Source organism: Oscillatoria sp. CS-180, from assembly GCF_028330965.1.
GTDB lineage: Bacteria > Cyanobacteriota > Cyanobacteriia > Phormidesmidales > Phormidesmidaceae > Halomicronema.
In genome coordinates this window covers 79,777-96,914 of record NZ_JAQMUB010000025.1, presented here as the reverse complement: position 1 = coordinate 96,914, position 17,138 = coordinate 79,777, and the positions used below count along the sequence as shown (strand labels likewise).

At 48.6% G+C, this 17,138-nt stretch carries 13 protein-coding genes; 4 read left to right on the top strand and 9 right to left on the bottom strand.

Annotation, left to right across the window (positions count from 1 at the left end; translation table 11 throughout):
- Positions 1-57: 57 nt before the first annotated feature.
- The 6 genes from PN498_RS04720 to PN498_RS04695 all read right to left on the bottom strand — a co-directional run bounded on the left by PN498_RS04720 (position 58) and on the right by PN498_RS04695 (position 8,432).
- On the bottom strand, positions 58-3,246 hold the full coding sequence (locus PN498_RS04720; RefSeq protein WP_272061541.1) for a cache domain-containing protein: 3,189 nt from the start codon (positions 3,244-3,246) through the stop codon (positions 58-60).
- A gap of 323 nt (positions 3,247-3,569) precedes the next feature.
- Positions 3,570-4,007 (bottom strand): chemotaxis protein CheW, encoded by a 438-nt coding sequence (locus PN498_RS04715; protein WP_272061540.1) that lies wholly within the window; start codon positions 4,005-4,007, stop codon positions 3,570-3,572.
- Positions 4,008-4,095: 88 nt separating this feature from the next.
- Complete coding sequence (locus tag PN498_RS04710) at positions 4,096-4,452, bottom strand: response regulator (protein WP_272061539.1); 357 nt, start codon at positions 4,450-4,452, stop codon at positions 4,096-4,098.
- Positions 4,453-4,713: 261 nt separating this feature from the next.
- Complete coding sequence (locus PN498_RS04705) at positions 4,714-5,889, bottom strand: response regulator (RefSeq protein WP_272061538.1); 1,176 nt, start codon at positions 5,887-5,889, stop codon at positions 4,714-4,716.
- Positions 5,890-6,521: 632 nt separating this feature from the next.
- The gene (locus PN498_RS04700; RefSeq protein ID WP_272061537.1) at positions 6,522-7,481 is read right to left on the bottom strand and encodes an aldo/keto reductase; all 960 of its coding nucleotides are present in this window, start codon (positions 7,479-7,481) and stop codon (positions 6,522-6,524) included.
- A gap of 303 nt (positions 7,482-7,784) precedes the next feature.
- The gene (locus PN498_RS04695) at positions 7,785-8,432 is read right to left on the bottom strand and encodes a GNAT family N-acetyltransferase (protein ID WP_272061536.1); all 648 of its coding nucleotides are present in this window, start codon (positions 8,430-8,432) and stop codon (positions 7,785-7,787) included.
- Between the two features lie 369 nt (positions 8,433-8,801).
- On the opposite strand from PN498_RS04695, the gene PN498_RS04690 reads away from it, so the two are divergent.
- Complete coding sequence (locus tag PN498_RS04690) at positions 8,802-8,969, top strand: hypothetical protein (RefSeq protein WP_272061534.1); 168 nt, start codon at positions 8,802-8,804, stop codon at positions 8,967-8,969.
- Positions 8,970-9,260: 291 nt separating this feature from the next.
- Here the strand turns inward: PN498_RS04690 and PN498_RS04685 are convergent, their stop codons facing one another.
- Positions 9,261-10,391 carry a SpoIIE family protein phosphatase gene (locus tag PN498_RS04685; protein WP_272061533.1) on the bottom strand — a complete coding sequence of 377 codons (1,131 nt, stop codon included), beginning with the start codon at positions 10,389-10,391 and terminating at the stop codon, positions 9,261-9,263.
- Between the two features lie 566 nt (positions 10,392-10,957).
- Between PN498_RS04685 and PN498_RS04680 the strand changes: the two genes are divergently transcribed.
- The 3 genes from PN498_RS04680 (at position 10,958) to PN498_RS04670 (ending at position 14,099) form a co-directional block, all read left to right on the top strand.
- Positions 10,958-12,631, top strand: coding sequence for a CocE/NonD family hydrolase (locus tag PN498_RS04680; RefSeq protein ID WP_272061532.1), 1,674 nt, complete (start codon positions 10,958-10,960; stop codon positions 12,629-12,631).
- A 75-nt stretch (positions 12,632-12,706) separates the two neighbouring features.
- Complete coding sequence (locus PN498_RS04675; RefSeq protein WP_272061531.1) at positions 12,707-13,195, top strand: DUF4231 domain-containing protein; 489 nt, start codon at positions 12,707-12,709, stop codon at positions 13,193-13,195.
- A 4-nt stretch (positions 13,196-13,199) separates the two neighbouring features.
- Entirely contained in the window at positions 13,200-14,099 is a 900-nt protein-coding gene (locus PN498_RS04670; protein ID WP_272061530.1) for a carbohydrate ABC transporter permease, read from the top strand.
- Positions 14,100-14,290: 191 nt separating this feature from the next.
- On the opposite strand, the gene PN498_RS04665 is transcribed toward PN498_RS04670, so the two are convergent.
- Complete coding sequence (locus tag PN498_RS04665; RefSeq protein WP_272061528.1) at positions 14,291-15,382, bottom strand: glycosyltransferase family 4 protein; 1,092 nt, start codon at positions 15,380-15,382, stop codon at positions 14,291-14,293.
- Positions 15,383-15,436: 54 nt separating this feature from the next.
- On the bottom strand, positions 15,437-16,906 hold the full coding sequence (locus PN498_RS04660) for a peptidoglycan-binding protein (RefSeq protein WP_272061527.1): 1,470 nt from the start codon (positions 16,904-16,906) through the stop codon (positions 15,437-15,439).
- Between the last annotated feature and the right edge of the window lie 232 nt (positions 16,907-17,138).

Below are 17,138 nucleotides of genomic sequence, written 5' to 3'. Positions count from 1 at the left end.
AGTCGCTGCCGATTTAACTCGCTGGCGGGAGAATCACGAGTCAACCGCCCGCGAACTTCAGTGAACGGAGTAGCTATTACTAGAAGCAATATCTTGAACGTCTGAAGTCAACAGCTCATCTGCTGACGAACTGCCATTAGAGGTTGCGTCGCTGTCTAATGCAGTTACTTCATCGGATGCTACTGATGCAGCCACTGCTGTATCAGAGTCGGCATCATCTGTCGGCGTCGCGCTACCATTTTCATCAGTTGATGACCAACCCCCATTGATTGCCGTTTTAGTATCCGTGGCTTCAGCGTCATAAATCTCTAGAGCTGGCGTATCGATAACAGGGTCGGTATTGAGGACAGGCGTTGGTAGCTGGAAGAACTCTGTTTTCTCTAGCAATTGACTAGAGAGACTGTCGATGCGATCAGCCTGTTGACTAAACTGTTGTGTTGATTCGGCTGACTCAGTGGCAATCCGGGTAATGTCTCGGACCACCTCGGCCACAGACTGAGCCGCTTTCACAATCTCAGTACTGGATTGAGAAATATTTTCTCCCGCTGATACGGCCTCAACGGTACTGCCCTGAACCTCGTTAAATACCTGGTTCGTTTGTTCAACGCCTTGGGTAAAGCCTTGTACTAGTCCACCTAAGCCCTGGACATCAGCATCAATAGCAGACACCACTGTATGGATCTGCGTACTGCGATCCTCTAGGGTGGTCAGGCTGTTGTTGGTTTGTTGAGCCAGCTGGCTGACCTGAGTTGCAATGGAGTTAAACTCACGAGCAGCAACTGCAAATTGTCTGGGGTCACGCTGTTCAGCCGCTCGGGCAGCCACGAGGGAGGCATTGAGTGCCAGAGTCTGAGTGAGCGAGGCAATCTGACTTTGGTCTTGCACAAACTGGTCGGCTAAGCCTACAAATTCACCCAGCGTTTTCATCTGCTGGATGATCCGGTCACTACCATCCTGCAGAATGCCAATCCCTTGCGTCAGACTGGTAATGGCCTGCTGACCCTGTTCCACAGAATTTTGTACCGTTAACAGCGACTGGTTCGTCATCTGCACCAGTTGAGCTGAGCCTTGAGCCGCTTCTTCCACTTCTTCAGCAAGCTGCATCACCTGGCTCACTTCCTGAGCTTGCTGCTCGGCATTGGCGGCAACTGATGCGGCCTGAGATCGCTGCTGGTTTGCTTCTAGAGAGACTTGACGAGCGGTGTCGACAACCTGCTGCAAAACATCCGATAGTCGCTCGATCAAGCGGTTGAAGGTGTCAGCCACTAGGCCCGTGGAGCGATCGCTCACCTGGGCTTGCGTTGCTAGGTTACCGTCTTCCACCTCTGAAACCACATCCAGCAGGTGGCTGACTTCGTCCTGTAGGACTTCACTCTCCAGGGCTAGGGATATCAGGTTGGATACCGAACTCACAAACGTTTGTTCCTGCGGCTTCCATTCCCGCACAGAATCGAAGTGCTCACATCGAACACTGCCAATGTAGCTACCTGAACTCTGAATCGGCACTTCCAACAGGGAAACCGTCTTAGTATCTAGGTGACCACCCGTTTGCAATTCCCGTGTGACATCCTGCTTGGCAACGTCATCGACAATGAGGTTCTGGTTCTCAGAAATTAGGGCGTAGTAATTAGGCGTGGCTGCAACGGGTAACGGTTGAGGTGAAGGTTGCATTGAGTCCTCGCGATCATAGCTACAAAGACAGTGCAATTGCTCTTCTTCAGGCTGATAAACCCAGATGCTGACTCGATGCACTTCAAGCGTCGTAGAAATAGCCTCAGTAAACGCTTTCGCTGCCTCATAGGCATCTCCTTGAATCAAACCTTCGTCCCGAGCTAGCTCTGACAGCACATTGTTCTGAATTCCCAGCTGCTTCGCGTTTTGACGCAGAGTTTGCAGCAAGCCTTGGATCTGCTGGGCCATCTGGTTGATGTTGAAACCGAGAATGGCCAATTCATCGCGGCCTTGAACTTCCATACGGGCATGCAGCTTACCCTGTCCAATCAATTCCACAGTTTCAGCGGCATTTTTAACAGGCTGGGTCGCTCTGTTCGCTAACAAAATTCCCAACAATACTGAGATGATGCCAGTAATGGCCGAACCCAGCACAATCGTTCTTAAGAGTTGCTGCTGGGGAAGAAAGACGAGGTCAGTGTCAACTGAGGAGACCACACTCCAATCCAGGGTGGCAAATCCCCTCATCGGCGCATATGCGCCTAATACGTCGCCCTCGACAGGGCTATCCTCAATCCAGGCCGTAATTTGCTTCTCGGCATTGATGTCTGGAAAGGTCGGCAGGATGTCTGCGATCGGCTGACCTATTGGATTGTCGTCCGCGACAATTGGCAAACTTTGAAATATTTTGCCCTCACTATCCACTAGACGAAAAGTGTGACCTTCTTCGGAATCCACCGCTTTCAGCAGGACAGCACTACCAATAAAACCAACCGGTACCTCAGCGCTAAGGACTCCCTGAATACCGCTTCCGTTTAGATCCAAAATAGGTGCAGCTACGTAAATAACACGTTCACTATTAGGGTCATTCGGTTCACTCAGGACAGGCTCACTAACTACAGGCTGCTCAGTTTCTAACACCGTCTGAAAATAGGGAAAGTCCTTCTGGTTAGGCGCACGCGCCGAGCCTTCAGACTGCACCACCACATCCCCCTGAAGATCTAGAACAGCTATCTGAGAATAGGTACGATAGTTCTCGATCAGACCTGTGAGTTCTCGGGCGATCGTTTCTTCCAGTTCTGTTTCTGTAGTATCCTCGTCGCTCTCGTCCCCTCTATCACGAGAATCCACATCAGCTTCATCGGCAGCAGGAGTTACAGTATCTAGCAAACCAGAATCGCTGACAATATCAGCCATCGTAGTGATGTTAGCTCGCCGCTCCTGCAAAAACTGCTGAAGCTGATCAGAAAGCTGATCAGCCTCAATAATCTCGTGTTGCGCAATCCTCTCGGTAATGGAACTGTCAGCTGAACGATAAGAGAGAATACCCACCGCTAATACCGGCAAGACACCAAAAATCCCCGCTAAAACAGTCGCTTTCGTGCCAATACTCAATCCTTTACGAAAGATAGGCTTTGGGAAGGCGACCTCTGAAGACAGTGTTGAATTTAAGGGTGCAGGTGATGCCAACTCATCAGCAGACTTGGAAGCTGATGAAGACTCTGTCAACTCTGTACCTTCAATCTCAACGGCCTGTTTGGGAGCATCCCATGTGTTCTGGCTCGGGGCAGTCATGGTGATTGTGTTCCTGAAAATTTGACAAGTGAATAGGAAGAGAAAGATTGTTTTGAAGAGCTGCTATCGATCGCTGGACCCTCAGGTTCTGAGCCTAGTCGGTGACTCTCACCAAAGGCTATTTCGGCAATATTGATCACCGAAATAGCGGGTTATTAAAATTGTTTTTTCGGTAGATTTTGGATAGTTAACAAATTAGAGTCATCTAAATTGACATCTAGTACCGCTACGCGGAATTCAAAATGCAACATTTAGAATTCAAACCTAAGGCGGATAAGCTTTCCCAAGATTTTGCATGGTGAGCATATTTCTGTCGTTGTGTACTAGGAGGCTAGAGGAATCCAACGCTTCGGTTGCCATAGCTCTGGCGGTAGAGTGTCTGATTTAAAAAGAGTGATTGTGCCATCGTTTGAGAGCTGCTCTTCACTACAATTTCCAAGCAACTGATCAACAATCAAACCCAAACCCGGTGCACCTACGCTTGCAGTCAGTTGCACCGCATTAAAGACCTCACGAGACGTACCTAGCCCGTCCTCCAACAACTGCTGTAGCATCATCAGAGCAACCAGCTGTCCTTGATGATGAACAACACCTAAAATGGCCTCGTGATAAAAAGGCAAAGATAAAATATGGGATCTTTCTGCCAGCAAAATACCAGCAACAGACTCAGCAGGAAATGCCACACGACGCATTCCCACTTGAGTAAGAATGTATTGAGTTTCTGAAGATGTTAACTCTAAAGAATCGTTATTAAAATCCATTGGAGTAACCTTACGGCGTCAGAGGCATTATGAAGTTTACAAAGAAGACCTGTTCAGCACACTTAATAGTCTATGAGGCTAGAGAAAGCTACAGTTTGCTCAAAACCTCAGCTAATTTCTCGCGACTCACTGGCTTAGTAATATAGTCGTTGGCTCCAGCGCGACGCAGACCATATTTAATTTCCACAGGAGTCTTTTTACTAGAACAAAAAACAACGTTCTGCGCAGCGGTCTCTTCTTTAGTTCGAAGTTCGCGCAAAAATTTATAGCCATCTTGTTGTGGCATAACAATGTCTAAAAATAGACAGTCATATTGTCCGCTTGAGAGCTTACTAGCAACTCCTGTAGTACTTTCGCAAGCCTCAACATGATGTCCCATTTCCTCAAGCAAAGATGACAGAAATTTTCGATCAACAGAGTTATCATCAACTACTAGAAACTGCATATTTAGACGTACTCCTTTGTGTTGCGGGATGAGGAATATTCAAATTCGCTATTTACTTGTTCTGAATTACTTAAGACATTCCGGAACAATTGTCTTAAAGTTCTTTTTAAGTTGCCTCGATCAAAAAATACTTGAGAGCCGCGCGATCGCGGTCTTATTTCACTCAAACATCACACATTTAAATGCGCCCTGTTCATAGAGACTCCTATCAATTCATCCTTTTCAAAAGATGTTGTTGCTTGAAGATGAAGAGTTTCAAAGTCAAACAATTTCAGTTTCTAGCAACATCCGTAAATTGTATGTAAAATCGGGAATTTCCTCAGCTGAAAGTGGTTTTGATAAGAATTTGCAGCCACTCCATCGAGCTTTCCAGTTGTTAGAAAGCGTTTTTTCACCCGTTAGCATAATCAGAGGAACATTCGCGAGTGATGATTGGCGGCGAATCTGCTTCAGTAAATCGAAACCAGACAGCTTTGGCATATTCACGTCGAGGAAAATCGCCTTAGGTTTGGCATGCATCATCGCTTCTACCGCTGAAGCAGCATCTGAATGCGATCGCACTTGATATCCCCAACTAGAAACGAGCCTTTGAAACTGATGCAAAATTTGCGGAGAATCATCAATAATCCAAACCTCTCCGTCTCGCTTTGCTGCCGACTGCACTGCAAGCAAGCCCTTATGCACGAGCTGTGCCAGCCCTCGGGCAATCTCCAACGTATCCTGACCCAAAGCCGTAGAGATACTACTTAAAGTTCCTCCGTAAGAGATTAACTCGTTCAGCTTTTGCTTATGTTGCGTGGCTAACTTGGCCGATTGTATAGCATCATTCTTGATGACGAGCTGACTATCGGTTGAAGGAATCAGCGTCTTGATGTTGTTCCAAATGATTCGACGTCTTTGAGCCTCGGCGAGCAATTCCTGTAAGTCAAAGCCAATATTTGGAAGCTGATCAGCTAGTTTTGAGTTAGGTAGAAAGCTCGCTTGGCCAGCATAGTCAAATAAAAACTCATCAAAATCCTGAAGAATCTTTAAACGGAGAGCGCGTTGAATTTCTTGAGGTCCGACGATGTTCAGCTGAAACAAATTATTCAGTAAGTTGGGCAGTGTTTCTAAAGGCTCATCTTGAATATCAGGAACTAACTTCAGCTGAAGACCTTTGATAAACTGCTTTGTCTCACTGTTTCTCAACCGAGGTACATAACGCTCCGCAGTAGATATAACATTGCCGATTGAGAGCAGATCGCTGCCTGAGAAAACAGCTTTACCGTGAGACAAATACAAATACCAAGATGCCGAAGCTTGAGTTTGAGACGTCACCTGCAGTTGATGATGCCAACAACCCGTCAGCGAAAAATCACTTTCTTGTACGATTTTATGAGGAAGCGCTTCCGGTCCGAACAAAAAATTTTGGGTTTCCTGTGAGTACACATATCCCATGGTTTTGACACTACGTATTAAATCTGATCAGCTTGCCTGGTAGAGACCATGATTTCCAATATTGAAGTCAAAAATTAGATAGTTTCTAACATTACTAAGCCTTACATTTTTGACCAAGAATCAGGTTCAAAACAAGAACTAAAATACTTAATCTTATACGTTCGCAACGGCACAATAAGTTTCCATAAAACTTGCAATTACGGATGTCTTCTACAACTTCCCCGTAGTCTTATCTTGGCGGGCTTGATAAATGCTTGAAAAGAGAAAACCCTGAATCGCTTTTGTCCGCTGGCGTACTTTACTCAGAAAAATCAACGAAACGCCCCTAGCAGATCCGTCTATCCTGAAGACAAGAGGAAACTGCTCACAAAGAAAGAATAACCTGTGCTCACCAATTTCCTTTTATTTTAGATACCGTTTCAACTAGTCTTTACACTCTTACAAAGAGGGGGCGAAAAAAGCGCAGAATGGGAAAAAGCTGTAGCTATCAGCACATTTGCAACAGCGAACGACATTTCAAACCCAGTTGCGCTTTCTTTGTCGATAATTCTACTGAAAATACCCGTTGTTGCAGGTTTCCTTGACGCCTCAAGCCGTATTCATCCGTCAAGCATGACCGTCAAACCATCAACTTAAGCACTTTCATCCCAAAGATTGCTCAAGGTGTACGGACCGCCGTCAACAACCCACGTCCTGCCACTGACGTAGCGCTGTCGGCGATTGAGTTGAGCGATCGCCTCCATATCGTCTGCCGTCAGCGACACTTCAGCAGCGGCTAGATTCTGCTTAATCCGCTCTGGATTCACAGACTTAGGAATCACTGCGGTGCCTCGATGAATGGCCCAACTGATAAGAATTTGAGCAGGCGTTGCAGAATAACGCTTAGCAATGTCAGCAATTTTCGGGTCGTCCAACAGCACAGCCTCGTCGTCAGCCTTCAGAGAATCGGGTCGATCGGCAGATCCTAACGGGGAATAAGCGGTCAGGAAGACACCATTGTCGTTACAAAACTCTAGGAGTTCTGGCTGTTGAAAGTAGGGATGGAGTTCAACTTGATTCATCGCCGGTGCAATGTTGGCTTTTCCTAACAGAGATTTGAGTTTGGCAGCACTAAAATTAGACACTCCAATATGGCGGGTCAGTCCTTTTTCAACCAAGGATTCCATTGCGGTCCAGGTTGTGGTGATCGGCAGTTCATCCAAAGAAATCAATTTCTCCTTTGACAGGGGAAACCCTTCTCCCTTCTTGATACAAACTGGCCAGTGAATCAGATAAAGGTCTAGGTAATCTAACTGCAAATCTGACAGTGTTTTTTCAAGGGCAGGCTGAACATCTTCAGGCGCGTGAGCATCATTCCACAACTTGGACGTAATCCACATCTCCTCGCGCGTCACATCCCCTGCTTCAAAAGATTCGGACAATGCTTTCCCAATCTCAGCCTCGTTGCCGTAAATCAGTGCACAGTCAATGTGGCGATACCCCAAATGGATAGCTTCTTTAACCGCATGGTAAACATCGCCAGGTTTGGATTTCCAGGTTCCCAACCCCAAGATGGGCATTTGGTCGCCGTTCTTAAATTCCAGCGTTTGCATGAGCTTTCCTTGCGTTACCGGGTTTACTTCATGACGGTAACGAATCTGCGAGGCGATCGCTCAATCGAAGTATGCCGGCTTAGGACACAAAGCGTTGCCAGGGCAAGAACTAGCTTCTGATTTGTTTTACTTAGGCGTTTTCTGACAATGACTATCCCCGCGCAGGTTAGTGTCGAGGGACGAAACCCAACAGTCTTAAAGCCTCTTTCATCGGGTTTCCAACGTCAACTGCAACCGATCGCCTTAGCTTTCTCAGGTGATTTCTTTTTTAGAGCTCTCCTAAGACATCAGTCTCCTAAGACATCAGTAAGGTATTCTTCGAACCGCAGATGAACTACTAGGGTAGGCAACTGTTTGAGGCGATAGAACTTTCTTCAACAGTAGACGTGAGGGTTGCAGGCTAAGTAGAGAAAACAGCGTCGGCTCAACTTGCTGAAGCTGATATCCCATATTTTGATACAGGCGCCGAGCCCGGGTGTTATCTGCCATCACGTGCAGATACAACTCTCGAAAGCCCCATTCTAGGGAGAGCTGTTCAGCATTCTGTAGAAGTCTGCGAGCAATCCCCTGCCGACGACAGTTTTCACGCACGGCCAGGTTGGAGATATACATTTGCTGAGGACGATTGAAGGTCCATAAACCTTGCCGACGGTAGGAGAGTTCGACCGTGCCGATTACCACATTGCGGCGACTCTTTCGATCAGGGGCGATCGCCGTCAAACAGCGATAATGCTGATGTCCACCCTGCAATCGCTGCTTTAAATCTTCGTAAATGCTGAAGCGAAAGAGAGGATGGAACCAGCGCTGCCATCCCAAAGGGGGATAAAAACTACTGACTAAAACATCGGCAACTTGCTGCAAATCATTAACTGCCGCAGGCCGGACGCAGAATGAAACGGAGTCAACGTCAACAGGTAAAGACACTAAAGACCGAATTATTAGAGGAACCATCGTGTTTGTGACGAGTGGAATGAGCATTCTGCATGCAGGTGCCTACCTCATAATGCATAGACACAACCGTCAGTGTAACCTTCCCAACTCATTATTTTGTCTGCCGATTTTACCGAATTGATGAACTTTTGAGCGTTGGGAGAGAAAGGATCGCGGCGACAAGGATGAGGGGTGTGAACGGGGGAGTTGTTACTCGTTTTCTAGCGTTTTCTGCCTAATATGTTGAGCTAGTTTATCGAATCAACTCGATTTCATTAAGAAGTTTGTCTCAAGTTTAACGTTGGTTGCATCTACTCATGTGGAACAAGAATCGATCAGGAATGGGTGATACTTTGAAATTTGTTTAGATAACTGTTGGCTTTATCATCCATGTATCAGAAACAAGAAAAGGATTGGGTTGGATCCCTAGTAGTTGCAGGACTCGGTGCTGGAGTCATTACCTCATTTGCCATTGGTCAGGGACAAAGTCCGTGGCTTGCGATCGCAATCACTCTTTTTTCAGCTGCGATGGCAGTCATTATTGATCGGCTTCTGTAAGGGTTGACCAAGAATCGTTTTGTTTTGAAGCACTCTTTGTTAACAGTCACGCTTCCAGCAATTCTTGATGTTAAAGCTTTTTACTATCCAACTTTTTCGATCTGAGCCAGTACGCTGCTCAGTGATTTGCGTTCTGCCTATCAAGGCCTAACCAATATGCTGATCTGCTAAGCAAAAATACTCAAGAGTACGTCCTAAGTATTTTTGACTTTGCATCTTTCTCAAGTTGCTCTCTCCCCAACGCTGTCCAAAGCCCGCCTGAAGCGGGCTTTTTTGTTGTAGAAAACACCTTTAATCCAGGCAGACTTCTAGCAGCGACAAGTCATCTGAAAAGGTCTGCGACTGGGTGCGCGCTTCCACTTTGCTGAGAATGTCGTCAATGGTGCGCTCTGGGGCATGGACAGACAGGATTTTGAGAAAGTCATCCAGGCTCATCATGGTGTTGTCCTTCTGCTTAATTTCATAGACACCATCACTGAACAGATAGAGGCGGCTGTCAGGAGGAATATGAAAGCGCTTCCACCGGTACTGAATATCTGGCAGCATACCAATGGGTAAACCCGCAGTCTTTAAGCATTGCAGAGACCGCTTTTCGCCTTGCTTGGACAACAAAACGGCAGGCGGATGACCCGCACTAGCGTACATTAATTGGCGGTTAGCTCGGTTATAGACCCCGTACCATATCGTAAAGTACTTCTCATTTTGATCGTTCATCTGGAAGGTGTCGTTGAGTGCCCGCAGCACCTTCTCGGGACGATAAAAGTTGACGTCAGGAAGAGACTGCGATCGCAGCATATTTAGCACAGAGGTTGATAGCAGCGCCGAGCCCAGTCCGTGTCCTGAAACATCCAGCACATACATCACGAGATAGTCAGGATCTAACCAGTAGAAGTCATAACAATCTCCCCCCAACATTCGAGATGGAATAAACCGAGCGTTGATGGGCACCTTCTCAGTCAGGTTAGTTGGGAGCAGCGATCGCACATAAGCTTCTGCTTCAGACAGCTCAGTTTCCAGCAATTGGGTTTGCATTTGCAACTCCAACTTCAGCTTCAGGATGTGCTTACTGGCTAACACCCTAGCTTTTAGCTCAACCGGATCGACAGGATACAGCAGCCAATCATCCACCCCTTGGGTTACTGCATCTGAACGGGCCTCCAGTCCTGCCTGAGAGATCAGCATCAGACAAAAAACAGGAGGAACTTTAGGATTTGCCTTGAGACTGTTCCAAACAGGGAGGCATTTGGAAAGACCTTTGTGCTGCCAATCGCCAATAATCAGCGTAGGTGCATCGAGTTCGGTGAGATCAATCTTTTTCGGGTCATCACTCCACAGCTTCACTTTGTACCCTTCAGCGTTGAACCAACGATGAATCGGTCGAAGTGTTTCATACTCTGGGTTGATAACTAGAATATGCATCATCTAGTAAAAGTCCTGTCCAAGACATATTTCGTCTGACGTCATCACCATCAAACGATTGACGGTATTCCATCAAGGCTGTCAAAGCCGTTTGATAGCTGTTCTGCCAGCAGTGCTTAAAGCCGTAACAATACCTAAAAAAGTTCTCAATGCCTTCTATAAAAATACATACGCTTTGTAATTACTTTATAAGTTACTGCGCAGGTTCTATCCAGATTTCCCATAAACGAAGCGGAACGTTGCAGCAAATAAAGGAAAAATTTCCTCAGCAAGCGGGAACTCATCAGCTTATCGAAGCTACAAAATAAGATAGGAAGCACCGTAAATTTACGACTATTGCGCATCAGTCACTAGCTTTCATTGGTTTATCGTCGCTTTTCGTCTCTTCCTGCAACCCCGAACGCTCTAATACATTAAAACTGGCGCAGTTGAACCGTCTTTAGCCCCTGAATCAAACAGGGCAAGTCGGATTCAACGTTTTTCAGAATTTGGGGAGGTAAGGGGGCTATGCGTCAGTCTTATGCCTGCCTACACGCGTAAGAGTGAAGGGTCATTACCGGAGAATAGCTGTGGCTCAACGGTATTCTGTTTGTCCAAAGGAAAGCGTGTCCATGCTGACGCGCGATCGCATTCGCTTAGACGCCGATGTTTATCGGCCTGATGCCGAGGGCCCTTTTCCGGTGCTGCTCATGCGACAGCCTTACGGTCGCACGATCGCCTCTACCGTTGTCTATGCCCATCCAACCTGGTATGCCGCTCACGGTTTTATCGTGGTTATTCAAGATGTGCGGGGCCGTGGCACCTCAGAAGGATCGTTCCGACTCTTTGCACACGAGGTTCAGGACGGCTTTGATACGGTCGCATGGGCAGCCAAACTGCCGCAGAGCAATGGCCGTGTGGGCATGTATGGATTTTCATACCAGGGTATGACTCAGCTATACGCAGCAGAAACGCGCCCCCCGGCACTCACCGCAATCGCCCCTGCCATGGTGGGCTATCATCCTTACGAAGACTGGGCCTATGAAAACGGAGCGCTGCTGCTACAGGCCGGTCTGGGATGGGCCATTCAACTAGCTGCTGAAACGGCCCGTTTGCAGGGCGATCGCACGGCTTTTCAGAAGCTCTATCAGGCTTCACGCCAGCTTCCGCTCAATGATGAGGTAGCGGCCTGTCCCGACGTGTTGAAACAGTACGCTCCAGAGTCCTTTTTTCACGATTGGCTCAGTCATTCCTATCCAGACGACTATTGGCAACGCATCACGCCTTGTCTGGAAGCCGTTGACCTACCGATGCTGCATATTGGCGGGTGGTTCGATCCTTATCTCAGGGGGGACCTGCGGCTTTATCACGAGATGGTCAATCGTAGTCGATACCCACACCCTCTCTGGATCGGCCCTTGGGGACATATTCCATGGGGGCGCATTGTTGGCAATCGCGATTTCGGACCGGCTGCTAATAGCCCTGTTGATCGGTTACAGGTTCAGTGGTTCAGTCATTGGCTCAAGAAGAATCCCGAAGAGATACCCGACCTATCGACGGTGAATCTGTTTGATATGGGAGTCAAACGCTGGCAGCAATCTTCCCACTGGCCGTCAACCATCGAACAGCGATGGTATTTGAACAGCACGGGTTTAGCTTCCATGCACCAGGAAGACGGCCAATTAGTGCTTGCTAGTGCTGACCAATCCCTCGATAAACCCAGCACTCCGTCAGGCGACACGGTTGATACTCTGGTGCACGATCCGTGGCGACCTGTTCCTTCAATAGGGGGACATGCAGCAATCCCAGCAGGCCCCTTTAATCGAGCTGCCGTTGATTGTCGCAGCGACGTTTTGACCTACACATCGGCTCCTTTGACTGAGGTTGTGTCGATCACGGGACAAGTTGAGGTGAACCTGTATTGCTGGAGCGATCGCCCCAGTTTTGACCTCAGCATCACGCTGTCAGAAATCACTTCAGAGGGAGCAGTCCATCCGCTGACTCAGGGATACGCTCGTTTCGATCTGCCTGCAGAGCAGTGGGCTATCTGCCGCTTAAAGCTGCACCCAACGTGCTACACCATTCCACTCGGTCGCGGCCTGCGGCTAAGCATCAGTGCTGCCAGCTATCCGGCATACGCAGTCAATCCCGGTACAGGTGAAACAGCCCTAAAAACTCGGACAATAACCTCCGCCATTACAACCCTGAGTTTTCAAGCCAATGATTGCCTCAAGACCTATCTATCGCTGCCCATCGCCACCTAATATCAGAGCCAGACTGACACAGCGAGAATTGGATTGGAATAGACCGTATGACCCTTTGCTTTGGATACACACAATATGCAAGAGCCGTTGAAGCGATATAACCCACTAGCACCCGTTAGCACCCTCGAAGAGAAAAGGGAGCAGGCTCTTGAGCAGTGTGACTATCTCATACGAGACTTTGCCAAGCGAGCAGATCGTTACAAAGCTCGATACAAACGATTACAGGTCATGAGTGTGACCCTAGCCATCTGCACCACAATCCTCTCAGCACTGTCAGCCAGTGGACTCTTTGGATTGCTTGAGTGGGTGGTACCCGCCATCAGCGGTCTAGCAACGCTGGCAACAACGCTGCTGAGTCAAACCAATACACAAAGACTGTGGGTTGAATCTCGCAACATTGCTCAGCAGTTTCAAATGGAAATGTTTCTCTATCTACAATCCAGTGGCCGATACTTAAATGTTCAAGATGAGTCAGAAGGACTTAAAGTGTTCTCTAAGCAATTGATGGATGTTTGGTCGCAGGCTCAGGAAACATGGTCGCAGCAAGCGTCTTCTAATACCTAAGATTATGCAAGAGTTATCGAAGTCGCGAAAATCTACATTATGGCGATCGCTCGTTCCCTATCTTTTTCTGGCTCCGGCCCTAATTGTTTTGGGACTCACTGTGTTTTGGCCTGCCCTGCAAGCGCTCTACTTGAGTTTCACCGTATATGGGTTTGACGTCACTCAGCCACCTTTATGGATTGGGCTGGAAAACTTTCAGGCATTGCTGAGCGATCGCACCTTTTGGACCACGGTCAAAAACACGCTGCTGTACCTCATTGGCGTGGTTCCAGTTCTTGCTATTCTGCCACTGCTGTTAGCAATTCTGGTCAATCAGAAGCTCAGAGGCATCCGCTGGTTTCGAGTAGCTTACTACACACCCGTCGTGATTTCGATGGTAGTGGCGGGCATTGCTTGGCGCTGGCTCTATGCAGAAAACGGCTTTTTCAACCAAATTTTGCTGGGCTTAGGACTGACTGCCAGGGGCATTCCCTGGCTCACCAGTCCAGCGTTAGCGCTGCCCAGCGTCATGCTGGTCACTGTTTGGAAAGGACTGGGATACTACATGGTGATCTACCTGGCGGGATTACAGACGATTCCGGCTGATCTTTACGAAGCCGCTGCCATTGAAGGGTCAGACGGTTGGCGCAAGCACTGGGACATTACATTTCCGCTGATGCGACCTTATATTTTTTTGGTGACTGTCATTTCGGCGATCGCCGCCACCAAAGTCTTCGAAGAAGTCTACATCATGACTCAGGGAGGCCCCCTCAACAGCTCTAAGACGATTGTGTACTACGTCTACGAATTGGCTTTCCAGGAACTAGAGCTGAGCTATGCTTGCACCGTCGGCCTGGTGCTATTTCTCGTAATTTTGACCCTATCCATCTTGCGGCTGATGAGCGATCGCTCAGAAGTCCTTTAACGCAAACGGGGCAGGACTTGGCCCCCCTTGAACTAGTAGTCCTCAGATCTTGCAGTTGTCCCGACATTGCCTGACTTGGCCCCCCTGCCCCCAAATTTGGGGGGTTCTGAGGTTGAAGTTCCCTAGAATTGGGGGATTTGGGGGCAAATGCAGGATGCCGATGTACTAGCGCAAGATCTCAGTAGTCTGGGTTATCTGAGAGAAACGGGCGACAGCAAATCACTAAACCAGTTTTCATAACGCATAGCTAAGGCATCTAAGGAGAACTCGGCTTCTGCCTGCTGGCGACAGGCCGAGCGGTCGAGTTCATCAATGCGGGCGATCGCAGCGACCAAACCCTGGACGCTGTCGGGGGCTACCAGCCAGCCCGTTGTGCCGTGATGCACAATTTCCGTGGGACCACCGCGTTTGTAAGCAATAACAGGCACACCACAGGCCAGGGCTTCAATGGCGACGTTGCCAAAAGCTTCCACCCATTTTGGGGTCATCAATAAGGCCCGGCAGGTACGGACCGCTGATTGGAGTCCTTGGGTGTCTAGAAAACCTAAGTATTCGACCGGAGCATCAGGATATTGAGTTTGTAGAGCCTGCCAATACGCTTCATCTTCCAGTTTGCCTAAAATTTTGAGCGGGATTTGGGCCTGCTGAACCGCTGCGATCGCATCCTCCAGTCCTTTTTCTGGAGACACCCGGCCCATCCACACCAGTTCCGAATTAGGTATTTCACAGTAATCGTATAGGGATAAATCGACAGCACTGCCGATCAGCCGATAGCAACCAGGCATCGAGAACGTTTCGGCCTGAACGCGAGTACAAACCCCCACCGTGCCGGGAAAAGTTTTGGCGACATGAACGATCGCGTCATCCATCGCGTCCGTCAGCGAACTCATACTGACATAGTGAGCAATGGGCGTCTTGAAATAAGGCGTCAAATAGAATGGCAGCCAATCGTAGCAGAAGTGCAAGATCACGTCATACTCGTGCTGCACTTGACGAGCATAATCCATCATTGCGCCTAATACAGAGGGTTCAGGCATCACAATAGGGCTGTTGCGCTGACTAGTATGAGCAGTTGGTTGTAGTTGCCCAGGGAGCTGAATCAGGCGATCACACGTTTCTAATTTTGAGCCTTGGGGAGCTAAAACACCGACAAAATGCCCTCTTTGCCGTAATCCCTGGGCAGCATTTTTAACAAATAGCTCAACGCCGCCGCCCAGACCGGAACCGAGTGGAGCAACCGCGGTCGAAATGAGCAGGACCCGGTAAGGAGAGTAGATACCCATTGCTAGCTTTAAATCCCTTTCACTCGGGATGTGCCGTAGACGAAGTGAATAGCACTATACCTTATGAGACGAGGACCCATCTTCCGGCAATTTCTCAACCGACGAGCTGCGATCGCCCAGTAGCCCTGCTGAATCGTTCGCAGATAGGCGCATATGATTCAGCTGATCCAATGCCCAATGAGCCGTTTGACGAACATCTGGATCACTATCTGCCGTTGCCTGTCCTAACAAGCGACTAATCTGCCCTAAAGAATCATAGATTCTCGTCAAATCACGAATTGCATTTTTACGGACTTCGGGATTGTCATCCCGCAGAGCCAGAGCAACCGCTCGGTTCATCGGTTTCAGCGTTTTCATACTGATTTCTGAAAGCGATGCCAGAATCAAACTTTGCTCGCTAGAGTCGGCTTCCAGTAATAAGCTCATCAAAGGTTGGACAGCAACTGAATTGCCACGCTGCCCTAATTCCCAAATGGCTTTGCGCCGCACCTCTGGATCGGGCTTTTCCAAATCCCGAATCAGCTCATCCACAATATTAATTTTGGCGAGTCTCGCCTCCGCAGGCTCACTCAAGGACACTGCACTAACCGAAGCGGATGAAACGTCTTTCGGTTCAGGCTGCCCATTCCACGAATGCTTAGAGGATAGAGGTGAAATCGATTTTGCCGATACCGAGGACGGCGTTTGAGACCTCAGCCGATCGTCTGGAGCGGACAGGGGGCCTTGAGGCTGAGGTTCTTGGGATTGCCCGCGCTTGGCTAACCAAAGAATCAATCCTGTCCCCACAGTACCTATGGTCATGATGACCAGTCCCCAAAGAATTGAGGGCAAAAGTCCCTCCGACGCTTCAGCGTCTGCTGCTGGGGTCTCGGTCTCGCTCGGAAACAGCTCTATCTCCTCAGGCGGCGTTCCTTCGGAGGGAATGGGAACACCGCTCTCTTCCTCGGGACTGGTTGCGGCAGGGGTCTCTATTCCTTCAATCAAGGCATCGGCACTTCCTGATTCAACCAGAGCTTCTGGAGCCGTATCGACCGGAGCAGGAGAAACCTCCACCGGCTCACTATTATCCGTCAAAGGGTTATTAGCGGCTTCAGGCTGAGGAAGCTCTGTGGCGGGATCTGGAGTTTCAGGACCTGTCTCAAAAGGCGTCTGAACGGGATTCGGATTCGTCAGCCGTTCCCGTGTTTTTGGGTCCAAAATGCCTGTTGCAACAAGACCGTTATCTTGCTGAAAAGCGGCGATCGCCCTTTGAGTATCGGTGTTAAAAATGCCGTTTACAGTGCCGCTGTAGTACCCCAACTCTGCCAGGCGGGACTGCAACGCTTGCACCATAGGCGAGGGTTGAGGCTGAGCCGGTTGACTTTTAGGTTCTTCTGATAAATCAGCATCATTGCCAGTGTCTTGAGCAAAGTGCACTCCATTGCCTGAGGATTGAAAGTCAGTTGCGATCGCCGATGAGCCAGTCCCAGCAGTGGCGACTACAGTAAGCAAAGTGAGTAAGAAGCGATGAGACATTTTAGACATTACCAGGCTCTATTCCGGCTTACGCAGCGTGACGAACCCTAGAAAGGTCCTTGGTGTCAAGAGTTCCCCAACACCCCAGAAGCATCAGAGAAAATAGAGGATAATTTCGTAACAGTCTACCCGAATTTAAAGCAATTGCTGGGTTTACATCACTGTCAACCGAGAGAACTCGCTCCAGCCAACCATTACCTTGTTCAGAAGTAGCAACAAGCTCCCAAAGTTGATCCTATTC

Excerpts from the sequence above, each read along its gene's own strand:
- PN498_RS04720 (WP_272061541.1), bottom strand. The coding sequence starts at position 3,246 with ATGACTGCCCCGAGCCAGAACACATGGGATGCTCCCAAACAGGCCGTT.
- PN498_RS04715 (WP_272061540.1), bottom strand. The coding sequence starts at position 4,007 with ATGGATTTTAATAACGATTCTTTAGAGTTAACATCTTCAGAAACTCAA.
- PN498_RS04710 (WP_272061539.1), bottom strand. The coding sequence starts at position 4,452 with ATGCAGTTTCTAGTAGTTGATGATAACTCTGTTGATCGAAAATTTCTG.
- PN498_RS04705 (WP_272061538.1), bottom strand. The coding sequence starts at position 5,889 with ATGGGATATGTGTACTCACAGGAAACCCAAAATTTTTTGTTCGGACCG.
- PN498_RS04700 (WP_272061537.1), bottom strand. The coding sequence starts at position 7,481 with ATGCAAACGCTGGAATTTAAGAACGGCGACCAAATGCCCATCTTGGGG.
- PN498_RS04695 (WP_272061536.1), bottom strand. The coding sequence starts at position 8,432 with ATGGTTCCTCTAATAATTCGGTCTTTAGTGTCTTTACCTGTTGACGTT.
- PN498_RS04690 (WP_272061534.1), top strand. The coding sequence starts at position 8,802 with ATGTATCAGAAACAAGAAAAGGATTGGGTTGGATCCCTAGTAGTTGCA.
- PN498_RS04685 (WP_272061533.1), bottom strand. The coding sequence starts at position 10,391 with ATGATGCATATTCTAGTTATCAACCCAGAGTATGAAACACTTCGACCG.
- PN498_RS04675 (WP_272061531.1), top strand. The coding sequence starts at position 12,707 with ATGCAAGAGCCGTTGAAGCGATATAACCCACTAGCACCCGTTAGCACC.
- PN498_RS04670 (WP_272061530.1), top strand. The coding sequence starts at position 13,200 with ATGCAAGAGTTATCGAAGTCGCGAAAATCTACATTATGGCGATCGCTC.
- PN498_RS04665 (WP_272061528.1), bottom strand. The coding sequence starts at position 15,382 with ATGGGTATCTACTCTCCTTACCGGGTCCTGCTCATTTCGACCGCGGTT.
- PN498_RS04660 (WP_272061527.1), bottom strand. The coding sequence starts at position 16,906 with ATGTCTAAAATGTCTCATCGCTTCTTACTCACTTTGCTTACTGTAGTC.